General features: G+C 63.4%; 18 protein-coding genes and 1 pseudogene. 6 read left to right on the forward strand and 13 right to left on the reverse strand.

The window, feature by feature from the left end:
- Nucleotides 1–73 precede the first annotated feature (73 nt).
- Together EO174_RS08435 and EO174_RS08440 are read left to right on the forward strand one after the other, a co-directional pair.
- On the forward strand, nt 74–343 hold the full coding sequence (locus EO174_RS08435) for a hypothetical protein (RefSeq protein ID WP_104535352.1): 270 nt from the start codon (nt 74–76) through the stop codon (nt 341–343).
- Between the two features lie 10 nt (nt 344–353).
- Nucleotides 354–1121, forward strand: coding sequence for a pyridoxine 5'-phosphate synthase (locus EO174_RS08440; protein ID WP_126943734.1), 768 nt, complete (start codon nt 354–356; stop codon nt 1119–1121).
- A 126-nt stretch (nt 1122–1247) separates the two neighbouring features.
- Here EO174_RS08440 and EO174_RS23410 read toward each other — a convergent pair.
- From EO174_RS23410 to dnaA, 12 genes and pseudogenes are all read right to left on the reverse strand, one after another.
- Nucleotides 1248–1485: pseudogene (locus EO174_RS23410) on the reverse strand (biopolymer transporter ExbD); the annotation flags it as partial.
- Nucleotides 1486–1665: 180 nt separating this feature from the next.
- Nucleotides 1666–2076, reverse strand: coding sequence for a biopolymer transporter ExbD (locus tag EO174_RS08445; protein WP_011035269.1), 411 nt, complete (start codon nt 2074–2076; stop codon nt 1666–1668).
- A 3-nt stretch (nt 2077–2079) separates the two neighbouring features.
- Nucleotides 2080–2502 (reverse strand): biopolymer transporter ExbD, encoded by a 423-nt coding sequence (locus EO174_RS08450; protein ID WP_011035268.1) that lies wholly within the window; start codon nt 2500–2502, stop codon nt 2080–2082.
- A gap of 45 nt (nt 2503–2547) precedes the next feature.
- Complete coding sequence (exbB, locus tag EO174_RS08455; protein WP_005912445.1) at nt 2548–3309, reverse strand: TonB-system energizer ExbB; 762 nt, start codon at nt 3307–3309, stop codon at nt 2548–2550.
- 85 nt (nt 3310–3394) lie between these two features.
- Nucleotides 3395–3952 (reverse strand): energy transducer TonB, encoded by a 558-nt coding sequence (locus EO174_RS08460; protein ID WP_180496974.1) that lies wholly within the window; start codon nt 3950–3952, stop codon nt 3395–3397.
- Nucleotides 3953–4219: 267 nt separating this feature from the next.
- On the reverse strand, nt 4220–5416 hold the full coding sequence (locus EO174_RS08465; RefSeq protein WP_126943737.1) for a tetratricopeptide repeat protein: 1197 nt from the start codon (nt 5414–5416) through the stop codon (nt 4220–4222).
- A gap of 152 nt (nt 5417–5568) precedes the next feature.
- Entirely contained in the window at nt 5569–6375 is an 807-nt protein-coding gene (locus EO174_RS08470) for a M48 family metallopeptidase (RefSeq protein WP_126943740.1), read from the reverse strand.
- Between the two features lie 62 nt (nt 6376–6437).
- Nucleotides 6438–7274 (reverse strand): CPBP family intramembrane glutamic endopeptidase, encoded by an 837-nt coding sequence (locus EO174_RS08475; protein ID WP_126943743.1) that lies wholly within the window; start codon nt 7272–7274, stop codon nt 6438–6440.
- 67 nt (nt 7275–7341) lie between these two features.
- A complete protein-coding gene (gene gyrB / locus EO174_RS08480; RefSeq protein WP_104586350.1) occupies nt 7342–9786 on the reverse strand; it encodes a DNA topoisomerase (ATP-hydrolyzing) subunit B in 2445 nt (814 codons plus the stop codon).
- A gap of 114 nt (nt 9787–9900) precedes the next feature.
- Nucleotides 9901–11007 carry a DNA replication/repair protein RecF gene (gene recF, locus EO174_RS08485; RefSeq protein WP_126943860.1) on the reverse strand — a complete coding sequence of 369 codons (1107 nt, stop codon included), beginning with the start codon at nt 11005–11007 and terminating at the stop codon, nt 9901–9903.
- Between the two features lie 1083 nt (nt 11008–12090).
- A complete protein-coding gene (dnaN, locus tag EO174_RS08490) occupies nt 12091–13191 on the reverse strand; it encodes a DNA polymerase III subunit beta (RefSeq protein WP_104650390.1) in 1101 nt (366 codons plus the stop codon).
- Between the two features lie 276 nt (nt 13192–13467).
- Entirely contained in the window at nt 13468–14796 is a 1329-nt protein-coding gene (gene dnaA / locus EO174_RS08495; RefSeq protein WP_126943746.1) for a chromosomal replication initiator protein DnaA, read from the reverse strand.
- A 242-nt stretch (nt 14797–15038) separates the two neighbouring features.
- On the opposite strand from dnaA, the gene rpmH reads away from it, so the two are divergent.
- The 4 genes from rpmH to mnmE all read left to right on the forward strand — a co-directional run bounded on the left by rpmH (nt 15039) and on the right by mnmE (nt 19050).
- Nucleotides 15039–15179: a 50S ribosomal protein L34 gene (rpmH, locus tag EO174_RS08505; RefSeq protein WP_002805908.1), complete on the forward strand. Its 141-nt coding sequence runs from the start codon at nt 15039–15041 to the stop codon at nt 15177–15179.
- A 38-nt stretch (nt 15180–15217) separates the two neighbouring features.
- Nucleotides 15218–15664 (forward strand): ribonuclease P protein component, encoded by a 447-nt coding sequence (gene rnpA / locus EO174_RS08510; protein WP_104650389.1) that lies wholly within the window; start codon nt 15218–15220, stop codon nt 15662–15664.
- Between the two features lie 15 nt (nt 15665–15679).
- Entirely contained in the window at nt 15680–17401 is a 1722-nt protein-coding gene (gene yidC, locus EO174_RS08515) for a membrane protein insertase YidC (protein ID WP_104650388.1), read from the forward strand.
- 308 nt (nt 17402–17709) lie between these two features.
- Nucleotides 17710–19050, forward strand: a complete 1341-nt coding sequence (gene mnmE, locus EO174_RS08520; RefSeq protein WP_126943749.1) for a tRNA uridine-5-carboxymethylaminomethyl(34) synthesis GTPase MnmE — start codon at nt 17710–17712, stop codon at nt 19048–19050.
- A gap of 108 nt (nt 19051–19158) precedes the next feature.
- On the opposite strand, the gene EO174_RS08525 is transcribed toward mnmE, so the two are convergent.
- The gene (locus tag EO174_RS08525; RefSeq protein ID WP_126943863.1) at nt 19159–22203 is read right to left on the reverse strand and encodes a TonB-dependent receptor plug domain-containing protein; all 3045 of its coding nucleotides are present in this window, start codon (nt 22201–22203) and stop codon (nt 19159–19161) included.
- Between the last annotated feature and the right edge of the window lie 184 nt (nt 22204–22387).

Raw genomic sequence — 22387 nt, forward strand, 5'->3', positions numbered from 1 at the left:
CCGCACCGCCGCGCCCACGTGGAACCGTGCCGGGCGCGGCGCTACACTGCCGCCACTGATCGGGGAGCTCGTCATGCACTGGCTGTTTCTGCTTATGGCGTTGGGTGCGCTGGTGCTGGCCTTCAGCACGCCGCACGTGTGGTTGCTGGTGGCTTCGCTGCTGGTGGCACTGCTGTTGCTGTTGCTGTGGACGCGCGGTTGGTTCGCCTCGCGCATGGGCGATGCCCAGCGCGACACCAGCAGCCTGATCGACCCGGCCGAGCTGCGCCGCCTGCGCGAGATCGCCGAAGCCCGCAAGGCCGCCGCACTCAACGCCACCCGTGATGGCGAGCCGCAGGCCTGAGACCGACGTAGTGACCACCCAGCTCAGCGTCAACGTCAACAAGATCGCGGTATTGCGCAATTCGCGCGGCGGCCACGACCCGGATGTGGTGCAGGCCGCCCGCACCTGCATTGCCGCCGGCGCGCATGGCATCACCGTGCACCCGCGCCCGGACCAGCGGCATATCCGCGCCGATGATGTGCTGGCACTGAGCGCGCTGACGCGCGAGCACGGCGTCGAATTCAATATCGAAGGCAATCCGTTTGCGCCACCGCGCGACGGTTATCCAGGTCTGCTGGCGTTATGTCGTGCCACGCGGCCCGAGCAGGTCACCCTGGTACCGGATGGCGATGGACAACTGACGTCCGACCACGGGTTCGATTTTGCGCAGGACACCACCCAACTTGCCACGCTGATTGCCTCGTTCAAGGCAGTCGGTGCGCGCGTCAGCCTGTTTGTCGATGCAGGCAATCCCGATATTGCGCAAGCGGCGGTACTGGGTGCAGACCGTATCGAGTTGTACACCGGTCCCTATGCGCAGGCGCATCTGAGCGGCCAGCCGGATGCTGCATTCAAGCTGTTTTCCGACGCCGCACAACGCGCAGCCGTGGCAGGTCTTGGCGTCAATGCCGGTCATGATCTGTCGCAGGCCAATCTCGGTGACTTTCTCGGCGCCGTCCCGGGCGTGCTGGAAGTCTCGATCGGCCATGCATTGATCAGCGAGGCCTTGTATCGAGGCCTGGATGTGACGGTACGCGCCTATCTGGGGATACTGCGCGGCGCATCGATCGACGCTTGAGATAATCAAGCGGAGTATATAAATGTGCAGCGTCGTTACCAGGCAGTGTATCGGAGCAGGTTTCTGCCCCGATGCGATGGTTATCGATGACTTTCATCTGGTTTACCAGGTGAGTTAATCGCGTATTTACTGCACAAAGCTGATGCGGTCCATCTGCGTATTCCTGGCCGCATCCAGCGCCTTGGCCATTACCGCGTATTTGCCATCCCGCACTGGCGGCGATGCGCAGCTGCGGCTGATGGCCGCTTGCCTGGCGCATCTGTTCGATCAACCTGTGCTGGAATTCCTGCAGCATGACCGGGCTGGCATTCCGGAACACCTGGCCGCTGGCGTCCACCCACAACACGATCGGTGCAGGCGGTTCGGACCCGTGAAAGCGCTTGCTGGCTGCGCTGTGGCGGAGCAACTGTGATTAACCGCGCACGGTGACGATGAAGATGATCAACAACACGGCACTGTCGCCTGATCGAGCATAAAAAAACGCCACCGTTTCCGGTGGCGTTGCAGTCGCGTCATGACTGTTGTGTTGCGGTGTTGCGATGTCTTACTGCATGAAGCCGATTTTCTTCATCTGCGAGTTCTTCGCCGCAGCGAGCACCTTGGCCATCACCTCGTACTCCGCATCTTCATTGGCATCGATGCGCAGTTCCGGCTGATTGGTCGGATCGGCCTGCACCACTTCTTCCATCTTCTGCTGCAACTGCGCGACCGGGGTCGGGCTGTTGTTCCAGAACACCTGGTTGCTGGCGTCGATACGCAACTCGATCGGCGGCGGCGGTTCGGTCGTCTGCGGTGGCGGGTTGAGCACCCGTTGCGGCAGATCCACGGCGATCGGGTAGGTCATGATCGGCGCGGTCACGATGAAGATGATCAGCAGCACCAACATCACGTCCACGAGGGGCGTGACGTTGATGTCGGCCATTGGGCCACGGTTTCCACCGGTACTGAATGCCATGGCTTACTGCCCCTTCTCTTTGGTTGCGACGAAGCCGACGTCCAACATGCCCTGACCCTGCGCGATCTTGGTGATCTCGTTGATCGTACGCATCTTGGTCGTGCGGTCGCCACGCAAGTTGAGCGGCGGCTGCGGTGTCTGCTGTGCGGCGGTGGACAGGCGCGATTCCAGGGCTTCCTTGGAAATCGGCTCGTCGTTCCAGTACAGCGACCCGTCTTCCTTGACGGCCAGGGTGATCGGCGCGGCGCGTTTCTCCGCATCTTCCTTCTGGATCAGGTTGGCCTCTGGCAGCTCCACCTTGACCTTATGGGACATCAGCGGTGCCGTAATGATGAAGATGATCAGCAGCACCAACATCACGTCCACGAGGGGCGTCACGTTGATGTCGGCCATCGGGCCACCGCTGTTTCCACTACTGAAGGCCATAACGGGCTCCGTCTAAATCGTTGCGAAGTCGTTCTTTACTACGGATTAGCGAACGCGCGAACCAGTGGCGAAGAAGTCGTGCAGGTCGTGGGCGAAGGTGTCGAACTTGGCGATCACCGAGCTGTTGACCTTGGAGAAGAAGTTGAACGCGAACACGGCCGGGATGGCGACGAACAGACCGATCGCGGTCATGATCAGCGCTTCACCCACCGGGCCGGCAACGGCGTCGATGGAGGCCGAACCGGTTGCACCGATCTTGATCAGCGCGCCGTAGATGCCCCACACGGTACCGAGCAGACCGACGAACGGCGCGGTCGCACCGACGGTGGCCAGCAGGGTCATGCCGGACTGCAGCTTGGTGCTTTCGCGGGTCACGGCCTGACGCAGGGCGCGATCGACGAATTCCGAACGGCTCAGGCTCTCGCCCAGGCCACCGGTGCTGCCTTCGGCGCGCTGGTGGTGAGCAGCAGCCTGCGCTGCATCCAGTGCGATCTTGGAGAACGGCTCGGAAGCCGGCTGCTCTTCCATGGCGCGGATGGCGTCCTGTGCATTCGGGGCATCCCAGAACGCGGTGGTGACGCGGTCGGCCGCGCTCTTCAGACGGGTGGCGCGGAAGATGTTGATGACGGTCCAGTACCAGGAGGCAGCGGACATGGCGATCAGGGTGATCAGGACGACCCAGGACACGGCGAAATCGCCGGGGCTGGAGGTCATTTCGGTGATCAAGTGCTCGAAGCCCATCTGCGACAGAGCGGCCGACGGATTGGAGCCCCCTGCAGCGGCGGCGATAAAGAATTCCTGCAGCATGACGCTTACCTTTGTTGTGTGTGGTGATGAAGGGTGGAGCGAAAGGAAGACAGGATCCTGGGCCGGCCGTGGCCGGCCCGTGGGATCAGTTCAGAGCAAAGTTGACCGGGACGCGGACACGTCCGGCGGCTTTCTGCCCGTTGACAGTGGAGGCGTTGAACTTCCACTTGCGTGCTGCGTCCATCGCGGCACGGTCAAGGTCGCGGTTGCGGCTGGACTTTTCGACCGACACGTTGGTCACGTTGCCGCTGGCATCCACATCCACGATCAGGATGACCTCGCCTTGGACACCGGCCCGGAATGCAGCCGGCGGGTACTTCGGCGGGTTCATGTTCTTGGACGAGATATCGACACTGGCGCCGATGTCACTCGGTGGAGCCGGTGGAGCCGGCGGAGCCGGTGGCGTGACGATATCGCTGGGACGCGGTTCGGGAACATCGACGACCGGTGCTTCCGGCGGCGGCGGAACCGGTGACGGCTTCGGCGGCGACAGATTCTTGACCGGCGGTGGCGGCTTGTCTTCCGGCGGCGGCGGCGGCGGCGGCGGCGGGGGAGGAGGTGGTGCATCCACCAAGGTGACCATGGTGGTGCGCTCCTTCTCTGCCGGAGCCTTCGGCGCCACTGCAGGGATCAGCAACATCATCAGTGCAGTGAGGTGCAGGGCAATTACAAAAGCAATGCCGATAATGCGGGCCCAGCTCAGACCCTGGTTCCCGGCATCATAGTCATGCCTGTGGATAACGAGTTGTTCCGTCATGCGCCAATGGCTCTTTCAGTGGGGGCCCCGGATCACTGTGATGATCCCCAGGTTTTCGGACGGCTTTGACACCGCAGGAACCCCCAAGCTTATACCAATCCCGAGTCCTGTAACCACTAAAAACACAGGGATTTCGGGGGTTTATTTTCTTTTTTACTTCAGATTGATGATCTTCTTGGCGTCATCAGGTTTTTTGACACCCTTGGCGATTGCCTGCTGCGCGGCCTGCTTGGCCTCCGGGATGCGACCTTCCGAATGCAGCACCTTGGCCAGATTCAGATAGGTCTCGCCGTCCTTGGAAAGCGGTGCGGCCTTTTGCCAATTCTCGATCGCCTTGGGCACATCTTCGCTGTAGTAATACGACTGTGCCAGCGCAAGGTATGTCTGATAATCGGGTTTAAGGATGCTTTTTTGCATACCTTCATTGATGACCGCGATGACGTCCTTTTCCTTGTTCTCGGTGTTGGCGTAGATGGAATACAACTGCTTGTACTCCTTTTCTTCGGTCAACTGCCCGGCCGCGCGCAGCTTGTCCATCACTGCGGCAGCCTTGTCCATCTGGTCGGCCTGCATATACATGCTGGCCAGGTTGAGCTGGGCCTTCTTGTCGTTCGGCGTCTTGGCGGCGAGCGCCTCGGCAGCGGCCACCGCCTCACCGGTCTGGCCGGCTTCGGCATAGGCCGCCATCAGCAACTGGTTCCAGGTGTCCTTCGGCTCGGGCGAGGCGGCGATGGCCTGCTTCAGCACCGGAATGGCTTCCTTGTAGCGCTCGGCCTGGTACAGCGCCTGACCCTTGAGGATCAGATCTTCCGGGCGCTGCGACTTGCTCTCTTCCAGATACTTGTCCAGCGTTGCCAGGCCTTCGGCCTGCTGATCGTCCTGCATCTGCAACTGCGCCAGCATCAGCATCGACTGGAACTGGCCGTTGTTGTCCAGCGCATTGAGGCCGATGGCCTGCTGCAGATACGTCTTGGCAGCGGCGGTGTCGTCCATGTTGTACGCCGCCTGGGCGGCCAGCTGCGCCGCCAGCGCCTTGTCGGCTTCGTTGGCCGAGCCATTGGCCAAGATCTCATCGGCCTGGGTACGCACGGCCGGGAAGTCTTCGCCCTTGTTGAAGGTTTCGATCAGCTTCTGCAGCTTGCTGCCCAGCTTGGACGAGGGCTTGATCGTCGGCGCGGCGCGGGTGGACTGCGGATACAACTCTTCGGCCTTGCCGCTGCCCTTGGACTTGCGGCTGGCGCGCTCGGACGAACGATCCGACTGCGCGACCGCATCGGCGACGACAGCCCCGCCCAGCGACGCGGCGATGAACAGGGACAACAGGGCTTGCTTGCGGTTGAGCAGTTTCATGTTTCACCTCGGACGAGCCGCCGTCGGGCGGTACGAAAAGCGGAATAAACGCTGTACGAAAAATCTGAGCCGGCAAAGTTAGCAGAAAGTCTCAGTTCCCGAAAACGGTTTCCATGCTGTGTTGCGACATTCGGTACGTAAGCGCTGCACGATCAGCCGCAGCGCGGCACGCGTCCGTCCTGTCGCGCTTGCTGGTAAACCGGTTCGAGTTGACCGACGTCTGCCTGCAATTCGCGGATGCGATTGGCCGGGTCGGGGTGGGTGGACAGCCACTGCGGCTGGCGGTTGCCGCTGGCGGCCATCATGTTCTGCCACAGCGTCACCGCCTGGGCAGGATCGAAACCAGCCTGGGCCATCAGGCGCTGGCCAACCACATCGGCCTCGCTCTCCTGGGTCCGTGAGCCCGGCAGCAGAAACACGGTCTGGGCGGTCATCCCGCCGACCTGGTTAACGGCACTGGCCGCACCGTCGCCATAGGCCGCACCGGCCAGCGCGCCGATGATGCCCAGGCCGGTCTGCGCACCAAGCTGACGGGTGATGCGTTCTTCATGATGGCGCGAGATCACATGCCCGATCTCGTGCCCAAGCACGGCAGCCAGCTGATCCTGGGTCTTGGCGACGGTGAAGATGCCGGTGTTCACGCCGACCTTGCCACCGGGCAGGGCGAAGGCATTGGCTTCGTCATCGACAAACAACGCGGTTTCCCAACGGGTCTCGCGCCACTGCGGCGGCAGCTGCGCGACCAGCGCATTGACCACGCACTGCACGTAGCCGTTCTGCTTGCCGTCGGTGCTGACTTTTTCCTTGGCCTTGGTCTGCGCGAAGGACTCTGCGCCAAGCTTGTCGAGCTGGTCCTGGGTGACGCCTCCCACCACCTGTCGGCGGCCGGTCGGCGAGGTTGTGGTGGCACATGCCGTCAATGCAAGGACGGCGACAACGATCAACAGCCTGGCTTTCATTCAGTCCCCCTTGAACCCTGGGGGCATTTTGGCAGGCTCGTCTTAACTTTTCGTCAAACGGCTCAGCCGAGGCCAAAAAAGTACAGCGCCGCCAGGGCGGTGGCGTTGTTGACGCCATGCGCCACGATCGGTGCCCACAACGTGCCGGTGCGCCAATACAGCCATGCAAACGCCGCGCCCATGCTGCCGTAGACCAGCCACAATTGCGCGATGGCGGCCGGGCCGTTGCCGCTGACGCCGGGCACTTCGTGCACCAGCGCAAAGATCGCGCTGCTCAGCACGATGCCCAGCCAGGGCCGGCCGGCGGCAAGCAGGCGGCCGAACAGCACGCGTCGGAACAGCAGTTCTTCGTACGCCGGGGCGATGGCCACGGCAAACACCACCAGCGCCAGCGGCCATTGCTTGATGGCTTCTTCCATCAACGGCAGGTTGGTCGGCACCGGCTTGATGCCCAGCGCGGACGCCGCGACGCTGACCAGATTGCTGAGCAGGAACACGCCAACCGCGATCAGCGCGGTCCAGCCCCAGGTCGAGGCACGCCTGGTGGCGGCCCGCGAGGCCCTGCGTTCGTCCGCGGTCGCGCGGCGGCGCCAGTAATACAGCAGCAGCGCCGGCGAGGCCGTGCTGACCAGCGCGGTGAGCAGTTGCACCAGCACGCCCGGTTGGCCGATCGTGGCCATGATCTGGGTCGGGGAGGGCGTCAGGCCCTGCGCCTTGGCGGCCTGCACGGCGCTGACGCCGCGGAACACGCCCCAGAGCGCGAAACCGGCCACGCTCAGCAACAACAGCAGGCCGGTGGCGATCAGTACATCGATGCCGAAGCCGAGCAAGGGCGGAAGCAGCGGGGCATTGCCGGCAGCCGGCGTCGCTGCCGGCCTCGGTGGAGGATCTGTGCGCATCGTCGTCCTGAAAAAACCGCAGACGCCGGCGCATCACCTGCGCGATGTGCCGGCGGGCGACGGTGGCTCAGATGTCCAGGTTGGACACCTTCAGCGCGTTGTCCTCAATGAAGTCGCGGCGTGGCTCGACCACATCGCCCATCAAGGTGCTGAAGATCTGATCGGCGGCCACGGCATCTTCGATACGCACCTGCAACAGGCGACGCGTATCCGGGTTGACCGTGGTCTCCCACAGCTGCTCGGCGTTCATTTCGCCCAGGCCCTTGAAGCGCTGCACCTGGCGGCCCCGCTTGGCCTCTTCCAGCAGCCAGGCATGCGCCTGGGCAAAGCTGGTGATGGGGTGGGTCTTGTTGCCGCGCACGATCTGCGCGCCTTCGCGGACCAGGTCGTGCAGGGCCAGCGAGACCTCGCGCAGCGGACGCAGCTCGCCACTTTCGAACGCGCCCATCGGCAGCACCTGGGTGAATTCCTCGCCCATGTGCCTGCGCACCGCCACCAGCGACGCCGAGGCGCTGTCGGTGGCCGGGTCGAAACGCAGCTGGTAGCGCGCCGTGCCCAGGGTGCCGCGGTTGAGCACAGCCTGCAGCGCATCCAGGGTGGGATGCGCCTCGCCTTCGGCCTGCAGCTGGTCCACGTCCAGCGGCGGCAGGTCGATCAGCGCGGTGAGCAGCGCCGGGTCGTAGCGATGCGCATTGCGCGCGATCGCCTCGTTGGCGCTGGTGAACAGCATCAACAGCTTTTCCAGCGCTTCGCCGGTGATCGGCGGTTCGTCGGTGGCAGGAATCAGCGCCGCGCCTTCGACCGCATTGCTGGCCAGATAGGCATTGAGCGCCGCATCGTCCTTGAGATACAGCTCGCTCTTGCCCTGCTTGAGCTTGTACAGCGGCGGCAGGCCGATGTAGATGTAGCCGCGCTCGATCAGCTCCGGCATCTGCCGGTAGAAGAACGTCAGCAACAGGGTGCGGATGTGCGAGCCGTCGACGTCGGCGTCGGTCATCAGGATGATGCGGTGGTAGCGCAGCTTGTCCGGGTTGTACTCGTCGCGGCCGATGCCGGTGCCGAGCGCGGTGATCAGCGTACCGACCTGGTCGGACGCCAGCATGCGGTCGAAACGCGCACGCTCGACGTTGAGGATCTTGCCGCGCAGCGGCAGCACCGCCTGGTTCTTGCGGTTGCGGCCCTGCTTGGCCGAGCCACCTGCCGAGTCACCCTCGACGATGAACAGTTCGGACAGCGCGGGGTCCTTTTCCTGGCAGTCGGCCAGCTTGCCGGGCAGGCCGGCGATGTCCAGCGCACCCTTGCGGCGGGTCAGGTCACGCGCCTTGCGCGCGGCTTCGCGCGCACGTGCGGCATCGACGATCTTGCCGGTGATGGCCTTGGCTTCGTTCGGGTTCTCCTGCAGGAACTCCTGCAGGCGCGCACCGAAGGCATTTTCCACCGCCGGACGCACATCCGAGCTGACCAGCTTTTCCTTGGTCTGCGAGGAGAAACTGGGGTCGGGCACCTTGACCGACAACACCGCGATCATGCCTTCGCGCATGTCGTCGCCGGTCAGCGCCACCTTGGCCTGCTTGGCGATGCCGTTCTGCTCGATGTAGTTGCTGAGCACCCGCGTCAGCGCGGCCCGGAAGCCGGCCAGGTGGGTACCGCCATCCTTCTGCGGGATGTTGTTGGTGAAGCAGTACATGGTTTCCTGGTAGGCGTCGGTCCATTGCAGGGCCACGTCCACCACGATGCCGTTGTGCTCGCCGGTCACCGAGATCACATTCGGGTGCAGCGGTGACTTGAGCTGGGCCAGATGCTCGACGAAGCTGCGGATGCCGCCTTCGTAGTGAAAGTCGTCGCGACGGCCTTCGCCACGCTCGTCGATCAGCGCGATCTTGACGCCGGAATTGAGGAACGACAGCTCACGCAGGCGGCGCGCCAGGATGTCGTAATGGAACTCGACATCGCTGAAGATCGCCACCGCCGGCTTGAAACGCAGTGTGGTGCCGCGCTTGGTCGAGGCTTCCAGCTGCTTGAGCGGGTACTGCGGCTCACCCAGCGCGTATTCCTGCTGGTAGTGGAAGCCGTCGCGCCAGATGTCCAGCCACAGGTGCTCGGACAGCGCGTTGACCACCGACACGCCCACGCCATGCAGGCCGCCGGACACCTTGTAGCTGTTGTCGTCGAACTTGCCGCCGGCGTGCAGCACGGTGAGGATCACCTCGGCCGCAGAGACGCCTTCTTCCTTGTGGATGTCGACCGGCACGCCGCGGCCGTTGTCGGACACCGCGACCGATCCATCGACCAGGATCCTGACCACGATGTCGTCGGCATGGCCGGCCAGGGCTTCGTCGACCGAGTTGTCGACCACCTCGAACACCATGTGATGCAGGCCGGTGCCGTCATGGACATCGCCGATGTACATGCCTGGACGCTTGCGGACGGCTTCCAGGCCACGCAGCACGGTGATCTTGCTGGAGTCGTAGGTGCCGTTGGGAGTAGGCGAGGTGTTTTGTTCGTCGGTCATGCGTGTGCCGTTAGCTCCACAACACGGGCGCAGGCGGCAGGAGCCGCATCGCACCGTGGGAAAAAGGGGATAGCCCGGAAATTATACCAGTCGGCCCACCTGCGCCGCGGATGGCTAGGCCACGGGCCTCAATACGGCGACATTGCCATGTTCCACGTGGAACTGGTGCAGCAGCTTTCCGGAGTCGAGCAGGCCGGGCGGCACTTCGGTGGCGGTGATCAACACCTGGGCCGGTGCGGAGGCCAAGCGGTGCAGCACCCGCGCCTGGTGGTGGCGATCCAGCTCCGAACCCAGGTCGTCCAATGCAATCACCGGCCATTCGCCACGCTCATGGGCGAAGTCTTCGGCCTGCGCCAGCAGGCAGGCGAGGGCGGTGAGCTTTGCCTGGCCACGCGAGAGCACATTCTTGCCCGGAAGCGCGTCGAAGGCGGGTGCCCAATCGGCGCGGTGCGGCCCCTGCGAGGTGTAGCCGTTCTGACGGTCACGCTCGCGTGCCAGGAGCAGCGCATCGGCAAGCGAGACCTCATGACGTTTCCAGCCCGGCACGAATGTCAGCGCGGACAATCCCAGCGACGGGGCGATGGCAGCGGCGACCGGGATCAACCGTTCCTGCAGCCGCTCCAGGTAGCGAAGGCGACGCGATGTCAGCGCTTCGCCGGATTCGGCAAGTTCGTGATCCCAGGCATCGAGCATCCGCGGCTGTGCGCCCTGCTTGAGCAAGGCATTGCGCTGCTTGAGCGCCCGCGCATAGCGCCGCCATAGCGCCAGGAAGTCAGGTTCCACGTGGAACAAACCCCAATCCAGGAACCGCCGCCGCGGCTCACCGGCACCACTGATCAACACATGGCTCCCGGGCTCGAAGGTCACCACAGCCAGCGCGGCACACAGGGCGCCGAGCTGTGCGACATCCTCTCCGTCCAACCGGCCGGTCCATTCCTGCCCGCTATGGCGCAGACCTGCCCGACGCGTGCGTTCGCCCGTCTCGGCCGTGCCCTCGTGCCACTCAACGAAGACCTCCAGATCGCTGGCGCCTTGCTGGATCAGTCCGTCGCGCACGCGGCCACGAAAGCTGCGGCCGTAGGCCATCAGGTGAAGCGCTTCCAGCACGCTGGTCTTGCCTGCACCGTTATCGCCGGTCAGCAGGTTCAAAGAACGGGCGGGGTGGAGGTCGACGGTCGCGAAACGACGAAGTCGATGGATGGACAACCGCACTACGTGCATGGATCGGTGTGCTCTGCGCTGTGATCCGGCATCCCGGTCGGAGCGGAGGATACGTGATCGATGCGGATCCTGCGCGTGGACTCGTGAAGCGACCCACGGACAAGCAGGGGACAAGCTGTGGATAAAAAGGTGGCCTAAGGAGCGCCGCATGCTTATCCACAGGTTGCTGACCCTTCCATAGGGGTCTAGACACAGGGTTTCGAGGCAATAAAATTCTTTTAAAACAAAGAGATAGGTTAGTTTCTGGCGAAATCTAGCCCTACCATCACCACAAAGCTCTTAAATTATTTATAGATTTAAAAGCAAAGCTCGATGTGCATAAGTCAAAAACAGGCCAAGGAAACACGTCAACCGGGCGCTGCCGAGCAATTGAGTACGGAGCAGCAAATCTTGGACTCAGGTGAAGTCGTTCAGGCCAACCGAGCTTCGCGTGATGTCGATTGGGGTATCGAAGAAGCGCCACAGACTAAAAGGTCAATCTCACTGTCGGGTGCGACTCGCGGTATCGCCGATCCTCGAAGGGCGACGACCTGGGTCAGGTCAACTCTGGGAGATCCCACCGACAGCATGCCTGGGGACTAGCCTGCTCTAGAACCGGCGGGTGGTCCAACCCAGGCCCCAGCGTTCACAGCAATGCGGTAACGAGACAGCTTGTTGCCTGTCGCAAGGATGTGGTGCAGCACTGCACGCGATCGTCCCAACGTCCACGTCGATGACAGCGGCAGAACAGCTGCACGATCGTGGCCTGCGAATGCCTGGGGTGCTCCAGCGGTTGGCGTCAAGGAAGCGAGCTGACGCGCGTGCCACCCGATCCCTGATCGCCGGAAAGCGGCGTGTCCATCGAGCCTCGCCTGGCCAACTGCCTGGCGATCGGCTCCGGCGACGTCGTGCGACCACTCGGCAAGCCATAGCAGGTGCTTCAAGGCAACGCGCCGAGCAGCGAGGCCGGCAATGCCGCTCCTGCGCAGCCCGTGATTGCCAGCGCCTCGAAAGCTTGACGCAGCAAGAGAGTCGCCCTCTCGCTGCACAAACAAAAAAGCCCGGCAGTTGCCGGGCTCCTCGTGTTCCACGTGGAACGCAACGTCAAAGACGTAGCGGCATCACCACATGGCGCGACTTCTCGCTGCTGGCTTCACGCACCAGTGCCGACGAATTCGCATCCCGCAACTGGATGACCACGTGCTCATCGCGCAATGCCGACAGCGCATCCAGCAAGTAGTTCACGTTGAAGCCGATGGCCAGGTCATCGACCTTGGTGTCGGCCTCGATTTCTTCCTGTGCTTCTTCCTGCTCGGGGTTATGTGCGCTGATCTTCAGCTGGCCCGGCGAGACTTCCACGCGCACCCCACGGTACTTCTCGTTGGACAGGATCGCCGCACGCTGCAGCGACGCACGCAGCGCTTCGCGATCGACCTTGACCTCGCGGTCGGCGCCGATGGGAATCACTGCCTCGTAGTCCGGGAAGCGGCCATCGATCAGCTTGGAGGTGAAGGTCACATCGCCACGCTTGACGCGGATATGGCTGCGACCCACTTCCAGTTCCACGTCGCGATCTGCCGCTTCCAGCAGGCGCAGCAGTTCCGTCACGCCCTTGCGCGGCACGATGATCTGGCGCTTGGCGCCGCCGGACTTTTCCAGTTCGGTCTCGCACAGCGCCAGGCGGTGGCCGTCGGTCGCAACGCAACGTAGCAGGCCCTCGCGCAGGTCGAACAGCAAGCCGTTGAGGTAGTAGCGCACGTCCTGCTGGGCCATGGCGAACGCGGTGCGCTCGATCAGCTCCTTCAACGCCGCTTCCGGCACTGCCACGCGCTCGGTCGCTTCGACTTCATCCACCGACGGGAAATCGTTGGCAGGCAGCGTGGCCAGAGTGAAGCGGCTACGCCCGGCCTGCACCGTGACCTTGTCGCCGGTCTGCGAAATGGTGACGCGGCTGCCGTCGGGCAGGGCGCGCAGGATGTCGAACAACTTGCGGGCCGGAATCGTGGTTTCGCCGTCCTGCGCGTCTTCCACCATCGTGCGCGAGATCATTTCCACTTCCAGGTCCGTGCCGGTCAACGACACCTGTCCGTCCTTGACCTGCACCAGCAGATTAGCCAGAACCGGCAAGGTTTGACGGCGTTCGACCACATTGACCACCTGGGCCAATGGTTTGAGGAAGGCTTCGCGCTGCAGTGTAAAACGCATGTGGTTCCGTGCCCCTATGCTTTAAAAGATATGGAATAAATCAAAAGCTTGGTGGTGATGGTAGGGCCGTTTTCAGCGGATAACCACCGTAACTCTTTGTTTCCAAAGAAATTTTCACGCCTGAAAGTCGTTGGACTAGTGCCCCTGGCCTAGCGGTAAAACCTGTGGATAGTTTTCCGCCCGACCTGCGAGGCAACGTTATCCACAGATTCTCCCGCATTTGACCCCAACGTTTCCACGCTTTTCTCCACGCGGACCGTCAGGGCCGTCCCCGGCCTACTCGCTGAGCTTGCGAATCAGCTTTTCCCAGTCCTCGCGCAGCTTGCCGTCGGCCTCCATCAGCGTGCGGACCTGCCGGCAGGCATGCAGCACGGTGGTGTGGTCGCGGCCGGCGAAGGCGTCGCCGATCTCCGGCAGGCTGTGTTCGGTCAGTTCCTTGGCCAGCGCCATCGCCACCTGGCGCGGACGCGCCAGCGAGCGGGTGCGTCGCTTGGAGAGCAGATCCTTCATCTGCAGGCCGTAGTAGTCCGCCACGGTCTTCTGGATGTTGGGGATGCCGATCGCCTGCTGCTGGGCACGCAACAGGTCGCGCAGCGTCTCCTGGGCAAATTCCACCGTGATCGAGCGGCCGGTGAAGTTGGCGCGTGCCACCAGGGTGTTGAGCGCGCCTTCCAGATCGCGCACGTTGGAGCGCATCTTCTTGGCGATCAAAAACGCCACGTCGTCCGGAATCTCGGCACCGCGCTCGCGCGCCTTGGCCAGCACGATCGCCGCACGGGTCTCGAAATCCGGTGGGTCGATCGCCACCGACAGGCCCCAGGCCAGGCGCGACTTCAGCCGCGGTTCCAGGCCTTCGACCTCGCGCGGGTAGCGGTCGCAGGTCAGGATGATCTGCTGGCGACCATCGAACAGCGCGTTGAAGGTGTGGAAGAACTCCTCCTGCGTACGGTCCTTGCCGGCGAAGAACTGGATGTCGTCGATCAGCAGCGCATCGATCTGCTGGAACTGGCGCTTGAACTGGTCCATCGCCTTGTCCTGCAGCGCCCGGATCATCGCGCTGAAGAACTGTTCCGAGCGCAGATACATCACCTTGGCGGCCGGGTTGGCCTGGCGCAGCGCATTGCCGGCGGCGAACATCAGGTGGGTCTTGCCCAGGCCGGTGCTGCCGTACAGCAGCAGCGGGTTGTGCGCGCGGTCGCCGGGCTTTTGCGCGGCCTGGATCGCGGCGGCCAGCCCGAGCTGGTTGCTGCGGCCTTCGACGAAGTTGGCGAAGGTGTAATGTGAATCCAGATTGCCGGCAAACGGCACGATCGGCGCGGCAACCGGGGCGCTGGGCGCAGCCATCGGTGCCGGCTGTGGCTCCGGCGCGCGTGGGCGCGAGCCGACCGCCAGCGCCACTTCGCCATTGCCGACGAAATACGCCACCAGTTCGCGGATGCGCGGCAGGTAACGTTCGCGGACCTGGTCGACGATGAAGGCGTTGGGCGCATACAGCACGATGCTGTCGCCGCGGTCTTCGGCTTGCAGGGGTTTCAACCAGGTATGGACGTCTTCGGGCGGGAATTCGGCTTCGAGACGTTCCAGACAGCGGGGCCAAGCATCCATCAAAGTATGATCATCTGTTGCTGGCTGCGGCGCGCAGAAAAGCGCCGTGCTCGCAGCCCGGTAGTGAAAAGAGGATGGGCCAGACTAGCACCGAGGGCAGGGTTTTCCCAGACTTATTCACAGGTCCATCCACAGGGCGCCACCGCCGTCACCTCCGGTAAAGCGTGCGGGGAGTTGACCCGGACGCGGGTGGCCCTATAGAATTGCCGGTTCTATTCGTCTCCATTCATGCAGAGGGCCCCATGGCCACCAAGCGTACTTTCCAACCCAGCAACCTCAAGCGAGCACGCGACCATGGTTTCCGCGCACGTATGGCAACCGCCGACGGCCGCAAGATCCTGGCTCGCCGCCGCGCCAAGGGCCGCAAGCGCCTGAGCGCTTGATTGCCGCGCCGCTCCCTGCGGCCGAGGCAGTCCCTAACGTGAACGCATCGAACCCGTGCAGGCGATTTCCTCGCTCTGCGCGGGTTCGTACGCGTGCGCAATATACGGTCGTTTTCGATACGGCACGTCGTACCTCGGACCCGTTGCTCAGCCTGCACTGGCGGACCGGCGATACGCCGCCGCGCCTGGGCATGGCAGTGTCGCGCAAGGTCGATACGCGTGCGGTGGGCCGTAACCGGATCAAACGCGTCCTGCGCGATGCCATGCGCCATCTGCTACCCGAGCTTGCCGGCGGCGACTACGTGATTGTGGCGCGCTCGGCGGCCGCAAAAGCGACCAATCCACAGATTCGCGATGCCTTCGTGCGTCTGCTGCGCCGTGCGGGCGCATTGCCCCTGCCTGCCGCGCCCGGCACAATGCCGCCCGCCAGGACGATGCACCCATCCTCCCTTTCCCCGACAGAGCCGGAACCCAGTTCCGACTGAGCGAGTTGCTGCCCGATGAACCAGACCCGTGTTTTCCTGATTTTTGCCTGGCTGATGGTCGCGGCGTTGCTGTGGATGGAGTGGGGCAAGGACAAGGCGGCTGCCAATGCGCCGGTGGCCGCGGCGACCCAGTCGGTGCCGGCCGCGCGTGACCTGGACGCAGCTGCAACCGCGGCCAATGTGCCGGCGGCACAGGCCATCCCGCAGGCGGGCGCGCCGGGCGCTGTGCCGGCGACCAGCACCACCGCCGCGACGCCGGCCGCTGCCGGTGCTGCGCCGGTGATCACCCTGACCTCGGACGTGCTGCGCCTGAAACTGGACGGCCGCAGCGTGCTCGATGCCGAATTGCTGCAGTTTCCGCAGACCAAGGACGGCACCGCGCCGGTCAGCCTGCTGACCGAAGATGCCGCGCACCCCTACAACGCCACCAGCGGCTGGGCCAGCGAGCATTCGCCGGTTCCTGGCGTGGGCGGCTTCCGCGCCGAACAGCCGGGCACCGCGTTTGCACTGGCCAAGGGCCAGAACACCCTGGTGGTGCCGTTCGTGTGGAATGGCCCCAACGGCGTGTCGATCCGCCGCACCTTCACCCTGGAACGCGGGCGCTACGCGATCTCGATCAAGGACGAGGTGATCAACAACAGTGGCGCGCCGTGGAACGGGTACGTGTTCCGCAAGCTGAGCCGGGTGCCGACCATCCTCAGCCGCGGCATGACCAACCCGGATTCCTTCAGCTTCAACGGGGCGACCTGGTACAGCCCGCAGGAAGGCTACGAGCGTCGCGCGTTCAAGGACTACATGGACGACGGCGGCCTCAATCGCCAGATCACCGGCGGCTGGGTGGCGCTGCTGCAGCACCACTTCTTCACCGCGTGGATTCCGCAGAAGGACCAGGCCTCGCTGTATGTGCTGAACCAGGACGGCCCGCGTGACGTGGCCGAACTGCGCGGCCCGGCCTTCACTGTCGCGCCGGGTCAGACCGCCACCACCGAGGCACGCCTGTGGGTCGGCCCGAAACTGGTCAGCCTGATCGCCAAGGAAGACGTGAAGGGGCTGGACCGTGTGGTCGACTACAGCCGCTTCTCGATCATGGCCATCATCGGCCAGGGCCTGTTCTGGGTGCTGAGCCATCTGCACAGCTTCCTGCACAACTGGGGCTGGGCCATTATCGGCCTGGTGGTGTTGCTGCGCCTGGCGCTGTATCCGTTGTCGGCGGCGCAGTACAAGTCCGGCGCCAAGATGCGCCGCTTCCAGCCGCGCCTGGCGCAGCTGAAGGAGCGCTACGGCGATGATCGCGTCAAGTACCAGCAGGCGACGATGGAGTTGTTCAAGAAGGAAAAGATCAACCCGATGGGCGGCTGCCTGCCGCTGCTGATCCAGATGCCGATCTTCTTCGCGCTGTACTGGGTGCTGGTGGAATCGGTGGAACTGCGTCAGGCGCCGTGGCTGGGCTGGATCCAGGACCTGACCGCGCGCGATCCGTACTTCATCCTGCCGCTGCTCAACATCGCCATCATGTGGGCCACGCAGAAGCTCACCCCGACCCCGGGCATGGACCCGATGCAGGCCAAGATGATGCAGTTCATGCCGCTGGTGTTCGGCGTCATGATGGCCTTCATGCCGGCCGGCCTAGTGCTGTACTGGGTGGTCAACGGCGGCCTGGGTCTGCTGATCCAGTGGTGGATGATCCGCCAGCACGGCGAGAAGCCGAGCAAGATCATCCAGGCCAACGCCAAGTAAGCAGTTGCACAGAGCCCGCCGCAAGGCGGGCTTTCTGTATGTGCGCCCGGATGTCGTTTTTTTAGCTATGCCACGGATGCTGTCGTGATGTCATCGCTGTTGCATCGCATGCGATGCACCTCGTTGCGCCAGCATGTTGGCGTGGCCGGCTATCGCGAGCAGCGTGCAGGCAACACTGGATCGGTGTCTTGAAGATCGATCCATCGTGCGCAAGGCTTGCGGCACATCCGTGAAATGCAGCCATACCGCCGCCGCGCGCGCAGGCGCATGCAAGCCACGTCTTTGACCACACGCCTTACCATCTGCCTATGTCTTCTTCGCCATCGACCATTGTTGCCATCGCCAGCGCCGCCGGAACCGGGGGCATCGGCATCGTGCGTCTGTCCGGGCCGCAGGCCGCGCAGATCGCCGCCGAGTTGGGTGTCCCGAATCTGCAACCACGGCAGGCGAGATACGCACGCTTTCGCGATGCGCGGGGCGAGGTGATCGACGATGGCATCGCCTTGTGGTTTCCGGCGCCGCACAGCTTCACCGGCGAAGCGGTGGTGGAGTTGCAGGGCCATGGCAGCCCGGTGCTGCTGCGGCAGCTGGTGAGCCGCTGCATTGCCCTGGGCGCGCGCCAGGCACGCGCGGGCGAGTTCAGCGAACGCGCCTTTCTCAACGGCAAGCTCGATCTGGCGCAGGCCGAGGCGATCGCCGATCTGATCGCCGCTGGCGATCTGCGCGCGGCACGTGCTGCGCGCAGATCGCTGGACGGTGTGTTTTCGCAACGTGTCGATGCGGTCAGCGACGGCCTCACCCGGCTGCGCATCCACGTGGAAGCGGCGATCGACTTTGCCGACGAGCCGCTGGACACGCTGGGCGGGGCGCAGGTGCGCGATGGATTGACCCAGGCTCGCAGCCTGCTTGCGCAGTTGCTGCGCGATGCCGAGCGCGGGCGCAAGCTGCGCGACGGCCTGCATGCGGTGCTGATCGGCCCGCCCAACGCCGGCAAGAGTTCCTTGCTCAATGCACTGGCCGGCAGCGAGCGCGCCATCGTCACCGATGTCGCCGGCACCACCCGCGACACCTTGCAGGAAGCCATCCAGCTCGATGGCTTCGACCTGACCTTGGTCGACACCGCCGGCTTGCGCGAGGGTGGCGATGCGATCGAGCGCGAGGGCATGCGTCGCGCACGTGTCGAACTGCAGCGCGCCGATCTGGCGCTGGTGGTGCTGGATGCACGCGACCCGCAGGCCGCACGCGATGCGATCGGCGATGCCATCGATGCGGTGCCGCGTCAGCTGTGGATCCACAACAAATGCGATCTGCTGGTCGAACCCGCAGCGCTCGATCGCGACGCGATCGCAGTATCGGCAGTGACCGGGCATGGACTGGAGCAGTTGCACGCCCGGTTGCGCGAACTCGCGCTGGGCGATGGAATGGAAAGCGTGGAAGGTGAATTCTCCGCACGCACGCGGCATGTCGACGCACTGCGTCGTGCCGAACAGCACGCAGATGGGGCGGATCTGGAGCTGGGTTTCGAACAACTCGAACTGGCCGCCGAAGAACTGCGTCTGGCCCAGGAAGCCCTCGGCGAGATCACCGGCAAGCTGAGCGCCGACGAGTTGCTGGGCAAGATCTTTTCGAGTTTTTGTATCGGCAAGTGAGGCAGTACGGCGCAACGTGCCGCGACTTCGCTACATCGGTTGATGCCAAAAAAAACCGGCCCCTTTCGAGGCCGGATTTCGTAATGCCATCGTTGAACCAGCGAACAATCAGAAATCGTACCGTGCGGTCAAACGGAACGAGCGCGGCGTCTGATAATTGACGTCGTTCAGATAGTTCGGGCTGATTACGTCGCGAGATGCTTCACTGAACTCGTTGTACTCGGTGACGCGGTCATTGTTGAACAGGTTGAAGACATCGAGCTTGATACGCAGCTTGTTGTCGGCCCAGTTGGGGATGTACGCCGCTGCCAGATCGAACGTCCAGGTCCAGGGTGTCCGCCCCTCGTCGCCACGCTGCCGCAGCACGCGCGTGCCTTCAGCGTTCAAGCAATAAAAGCTCGAGCCGCTGTAACCGCTGAGGTTGCCCTGGTCAGGCTGCGGGATGTCGTCCAGCGGGATATAGCCCTGGCAATTGATCGGGCGCCCAGACTGCAGGACCAAATTTCCGCCAAGCTGCCATTCCGGGGTGATCGTATAAGCACCGAAGAGCTTGAGCGTGTGCTGACGATCGTTCGGGGTCGGCCCATAGGTGCCATCGGTGAACAGACGGTGGTCGAAGTCCTGGGTGAGGCCGGCATCCTCCTGTTCCAGCGTGGAATTGACGTAGCCCTCGACGTTGCCGCGTGTCCTGGCAAACGTATAGGAGCCCTGGAAGTTGAACTTCTCGCCGGTGCGCTCCCAAAAGAATTCCAGAGCGGTATGCAGGCGGCGATATTCAGGCAGGCCAAGATACGAGGCCGGCAAGGTTGCCAGTTCCAGTTCGCCATCGCCATTGAGATCGACGTTGATGGTCACATCGCTGCCCGGATTCAAGAAGTAGCAGCTAGGCACAGAGCCCGGATCGAAATCGGGGTAGCCGTTGTCCGCCGCCCAGTCGATCCAGGGATTGGTGGTGCAGGTGTCGTCCATCCCGGACTTCACTTCGCGGCGGATCATACGCACACCCGCCATCCAGTTTTCCGTCAACTGCAGTTGGCCACCGAGAATGACCTCGTCCTGGTACATCGGCGACAGGTTGGTGGACGCGACAGAGGCTGGATTCGGCGCAGTGAGCGAGCCGTTGGTCTGGGTCTGGCCAATCTGCGCACCTTGGCCAACCGGCGTGCCGTCGGCTTCGCTCCAGCCATTGACGAAGTACCAGTTGGACACGGTCGACTCGGCGCCGGTTGCGCGGATACTGGAGTTTGTCGCCACCGGGATGTAGTAGCGGCCTGCGGTACCGAACAGCTTCAAGCTGGAATCACCCAGCACGTCCCAGGAGAAGCCCAGGCGCGGCGCCATTTTATAATCGGATTCGATCCAGGCAATGCCGTCGCCGTTCTTGTTTTCGAACTTCTCGCCGCGCAAGCCGAGCACGGCGAGGAAGTTTTCGGTGACCTGCCAGTTGTCTTCCAGATAAAACGCGCTATTGGTGTTTTCGTACGTGGAGCTGCTGCTCTGGAACACGCGCGAACGCGCGTACAGCGCATTGCGCGGCACCAGTTGGCCGTTGACCGTGCGGCCAGGCAGGCCTGCAAACGCGCCGGTGGCTACCGAATTGCCGGGCACCGTGTAATACGCCCAGTTGATGCCACCGGCGTAGGTCTGGCCACGGTGGCTGGATTCGTACTTTTCCTGATCCACGCCGAAGCGCAACCGGTGATCGCCCAACACCCATTCGCCATCGACCCGGAACGCTTTGCGGATGTCCTCGTCCGGCTCCGCATCGCGGTCGGCGATCATGGAGATCGTGCCCGGGTTGCAGCCAATGTATCGGTCGACCACGCTAGTGGTCAGGCCGAAGCTGTAGGCCCAAGGGCATTCGCTCCCAGCCGGATCGGCCGGCAGGCGGGAGTCGATCAGATTGCTCAGGTAGCCGTACTGCGCCGACAGCGTGAAGTTATCGGTGAAGTAACCGGTGTATTTGAGGATGCCGATCTTGCCGCCATTCTCCATCTCGTACTGCTCGATCGGCACTTCGTGCCGGCCGACGTTGTAGCGGTTGTCGCCATTGGCGTCGGTGGCGTATTCGTAGGTGCGGTACTTGGTCTTGGCCTGGTTGTAGATGCCGGTGAATTCGACCAGGTTGCTGTCGTTGATATACCAATCGAGCTTGACCAAGCCCTGGGGGGTCGTGTCACTGACGCGCCGGCTGGTCAGCGCGTAAAAGTTGTCTTCAGTTTCCTGGCGGCCTTCCACCATTGCAAAGAAGAACAAGTGGTCCTTGACGATCGGGCCGCTGGCATACGCAGAGTAAATGGTGCTGTCGAACTGATCGTCGCTGCGGTATTGGTACAGCGGGTCTGACGCATCGGGGTCGCGTTCGCGGACGTTTTTACCTGCCGCCGCGCCCCAGTCCGGTGCCCACTCCACGCTGCCGCCGTAGTGCCATTCGTTGGAGCCGGCCTTGGTGACGATGCTGACGATGCCGCCCAGCGAGCGGCCGTATTCTGCACCATACCCGCCGGTCTTGATCTGCAGCTGACCAATGCTCTGGAACGGCAGATTGGCGAACGACAGGAACGTGCGCATGTTCGTGACGTCGAAGCCATTGATGTAGTAGCCGTTCTCGGCCACCGACGATCCGCCGAACGAGGCAAGATTGCCCGCACCGAGCCCGCTGTCGCCCCGGACCGCGCCAGGCGCGAGTAGCGCGACCGAAGACACATCGCTGGCCACCGGCAGCGAGACCATCTGGTCGGCAGTGAATACCGTGGTCGATTCCACCGAAGAGACGTCGATGGGGTTGAACGCCTGCGCGCCGACCACTTCCACCCGATCCAGCGTAGTGGCATTGCTACCCAGCGAGACCTGCGCGCCGCTGCCCACCTTGACCTCGACCTCTCGGGTCAGCCCGTTGGAGGTAATGATGTATTTGCCCGGAGGAAGTTGGCTGAAGCTGAATCTGCCATCTGCAGCGGCGGTGGCCGAGCGGCTCACGCCCGTTTGCGGGCTCTGGATGGCGATGGTGCTGCCAGGCTGCCCACTACCGAAAATGGAGCCGACCGCGCTCTGGGCCTGGACACCGCCGGCAACGCACATGCTCAGCGCAATGCTCAAGGCACTGCGTGTGATGTTCTTGGACAAAGACCTACGAACCCCTGGACGTGTCATTCCTCTTTCTCCTGATGAAGTACCTTCACAACGCCTGCAAACCGTGGGACCCAACTGCACTGCGGCGCAGTTGAGGTGGGGAGCCACTTCGAGGGAACGCCGACCAGCCCGGCGCATCACTTTCCTGAAGGGAGTCTGAAGATTAACCCAGGATTTACAGATATGTCATTTTCCGGGAACTTTT

The sequence above is a fragment of the Xanthomonas sp. BRIP62418 genome (genome assembly GCF_003993495.1).
Lineage (GTDB): Bacteria > Pseudomonadota > Gammaproteobacteria > Xanthomonadales > Xanthomonadaceae > Xanthomonas > Xanthomonas euroxanthea.

Coding starts and splice junctions, on each gene's coding strand:
- EO174_RS08435 (WP_104535352.1), top strand. CDS start 74: ATGCACTGGCTGTTTCTGCTTATGGCGTTGGGTGCGCTGGTGCTGGCC.
- EO174_RS08445 (WP_011035269.1), bottom strand. CDS start 2,076: ATGGCATTCAGTACCGGTGGAAACCGTGGCCCAATGGCCGACATCAAC.
- EO174_RS08450 (WP_011035268.1), bottom strand. CDS start 2,502: ATGGCCTTCAGTAGTGGAAACAGCGGTGGCCCGATGGCCGACATCAAC.
- exbB (WP_005912445.1), bottom strand. CDS start 3,309: ATGCTGCAGGAATTCTTTATCGCCGCCGCTGCAGGGGGCTCCAATCCG.
- EO174_RS08460 (WP_180496974.1), bottom strand. CDS start 3,952: ATGATGTTGCTGATCCCTGCAGTGGCGCCGAAGGCTCCGGCAGAGAAG.
- EO174_RS08465 (WP_126943737.1), bottom strand. CDS start 5,416: ATGAAACTGCTCAACCGCAAGCAAGCCCTGTTGTCCCTGTTCATCGCC.
- EO174_RS08470 (WP_126943740.1), bottom strand. CDS start 6,375: ATGAAAGCCAGGCTGTTGATCGTTGTCGCCGTCCTTGCATTGACGGCA.
- EO174_RS08475 (WP_126943743.1), bottom strand. CDS start 7,274: ATGCGCACAGATCCTCCACCGAGGCCGGCAGCGACGCCGGCTGCCGGC.
- gyrB (WP_104586350.1), bottom strand. CDS start 9,786: ATGACCGACGAACAAAACACCTCGCCTACTCCCAACGGCACCTACGAC.
- recF (WP_126943860.1), bottom strand. CDS start 11,007: ATGCACGTAGTGCGGTTGTCCATCCATCGACTTCGTCGTTTCGCGACC.
- dnaN (WP_104650390.1), bottom strand. CDS start 13,191: ATGCGTTTTACACTGCAGCGCGAAGCCTTCCTCAAACCATTGGCCCAG.
- dnaA (WP_126943746.1), bottom strand. CDS start 14,796: ATGGATGCTTGGCCCCGCTGTCTGGAACGTCTCGAAGCCGAATTCCCG.
- rpmH (WP_002805908.1), top strand. CDS start 15,039: ATGGCCACCAAGCGTACTTTCCAACCCAGCAACCTCAAGCGAGCACGC.
- yidC (WP_104650388.1), top strand. CDS start 15,680: ATGAACCAGACCCGTGTTTTCCTGATTTTTGCCTGGCTGATGGTCGCG.
- mnmE (WP_126943749.1), top strand. CDS start 17,710: ATGTCTTCTTCGCCATCGACCATTGTTGCCATCGCCAGCGCCGCCGGA.
- EO174_RS08525 (WP_126943863.1), bottom strand. CDS start 22,203: ATGACACGTCCAGGGGTTCGTAGGTCTTTGTCCAAGAACATCACACGC.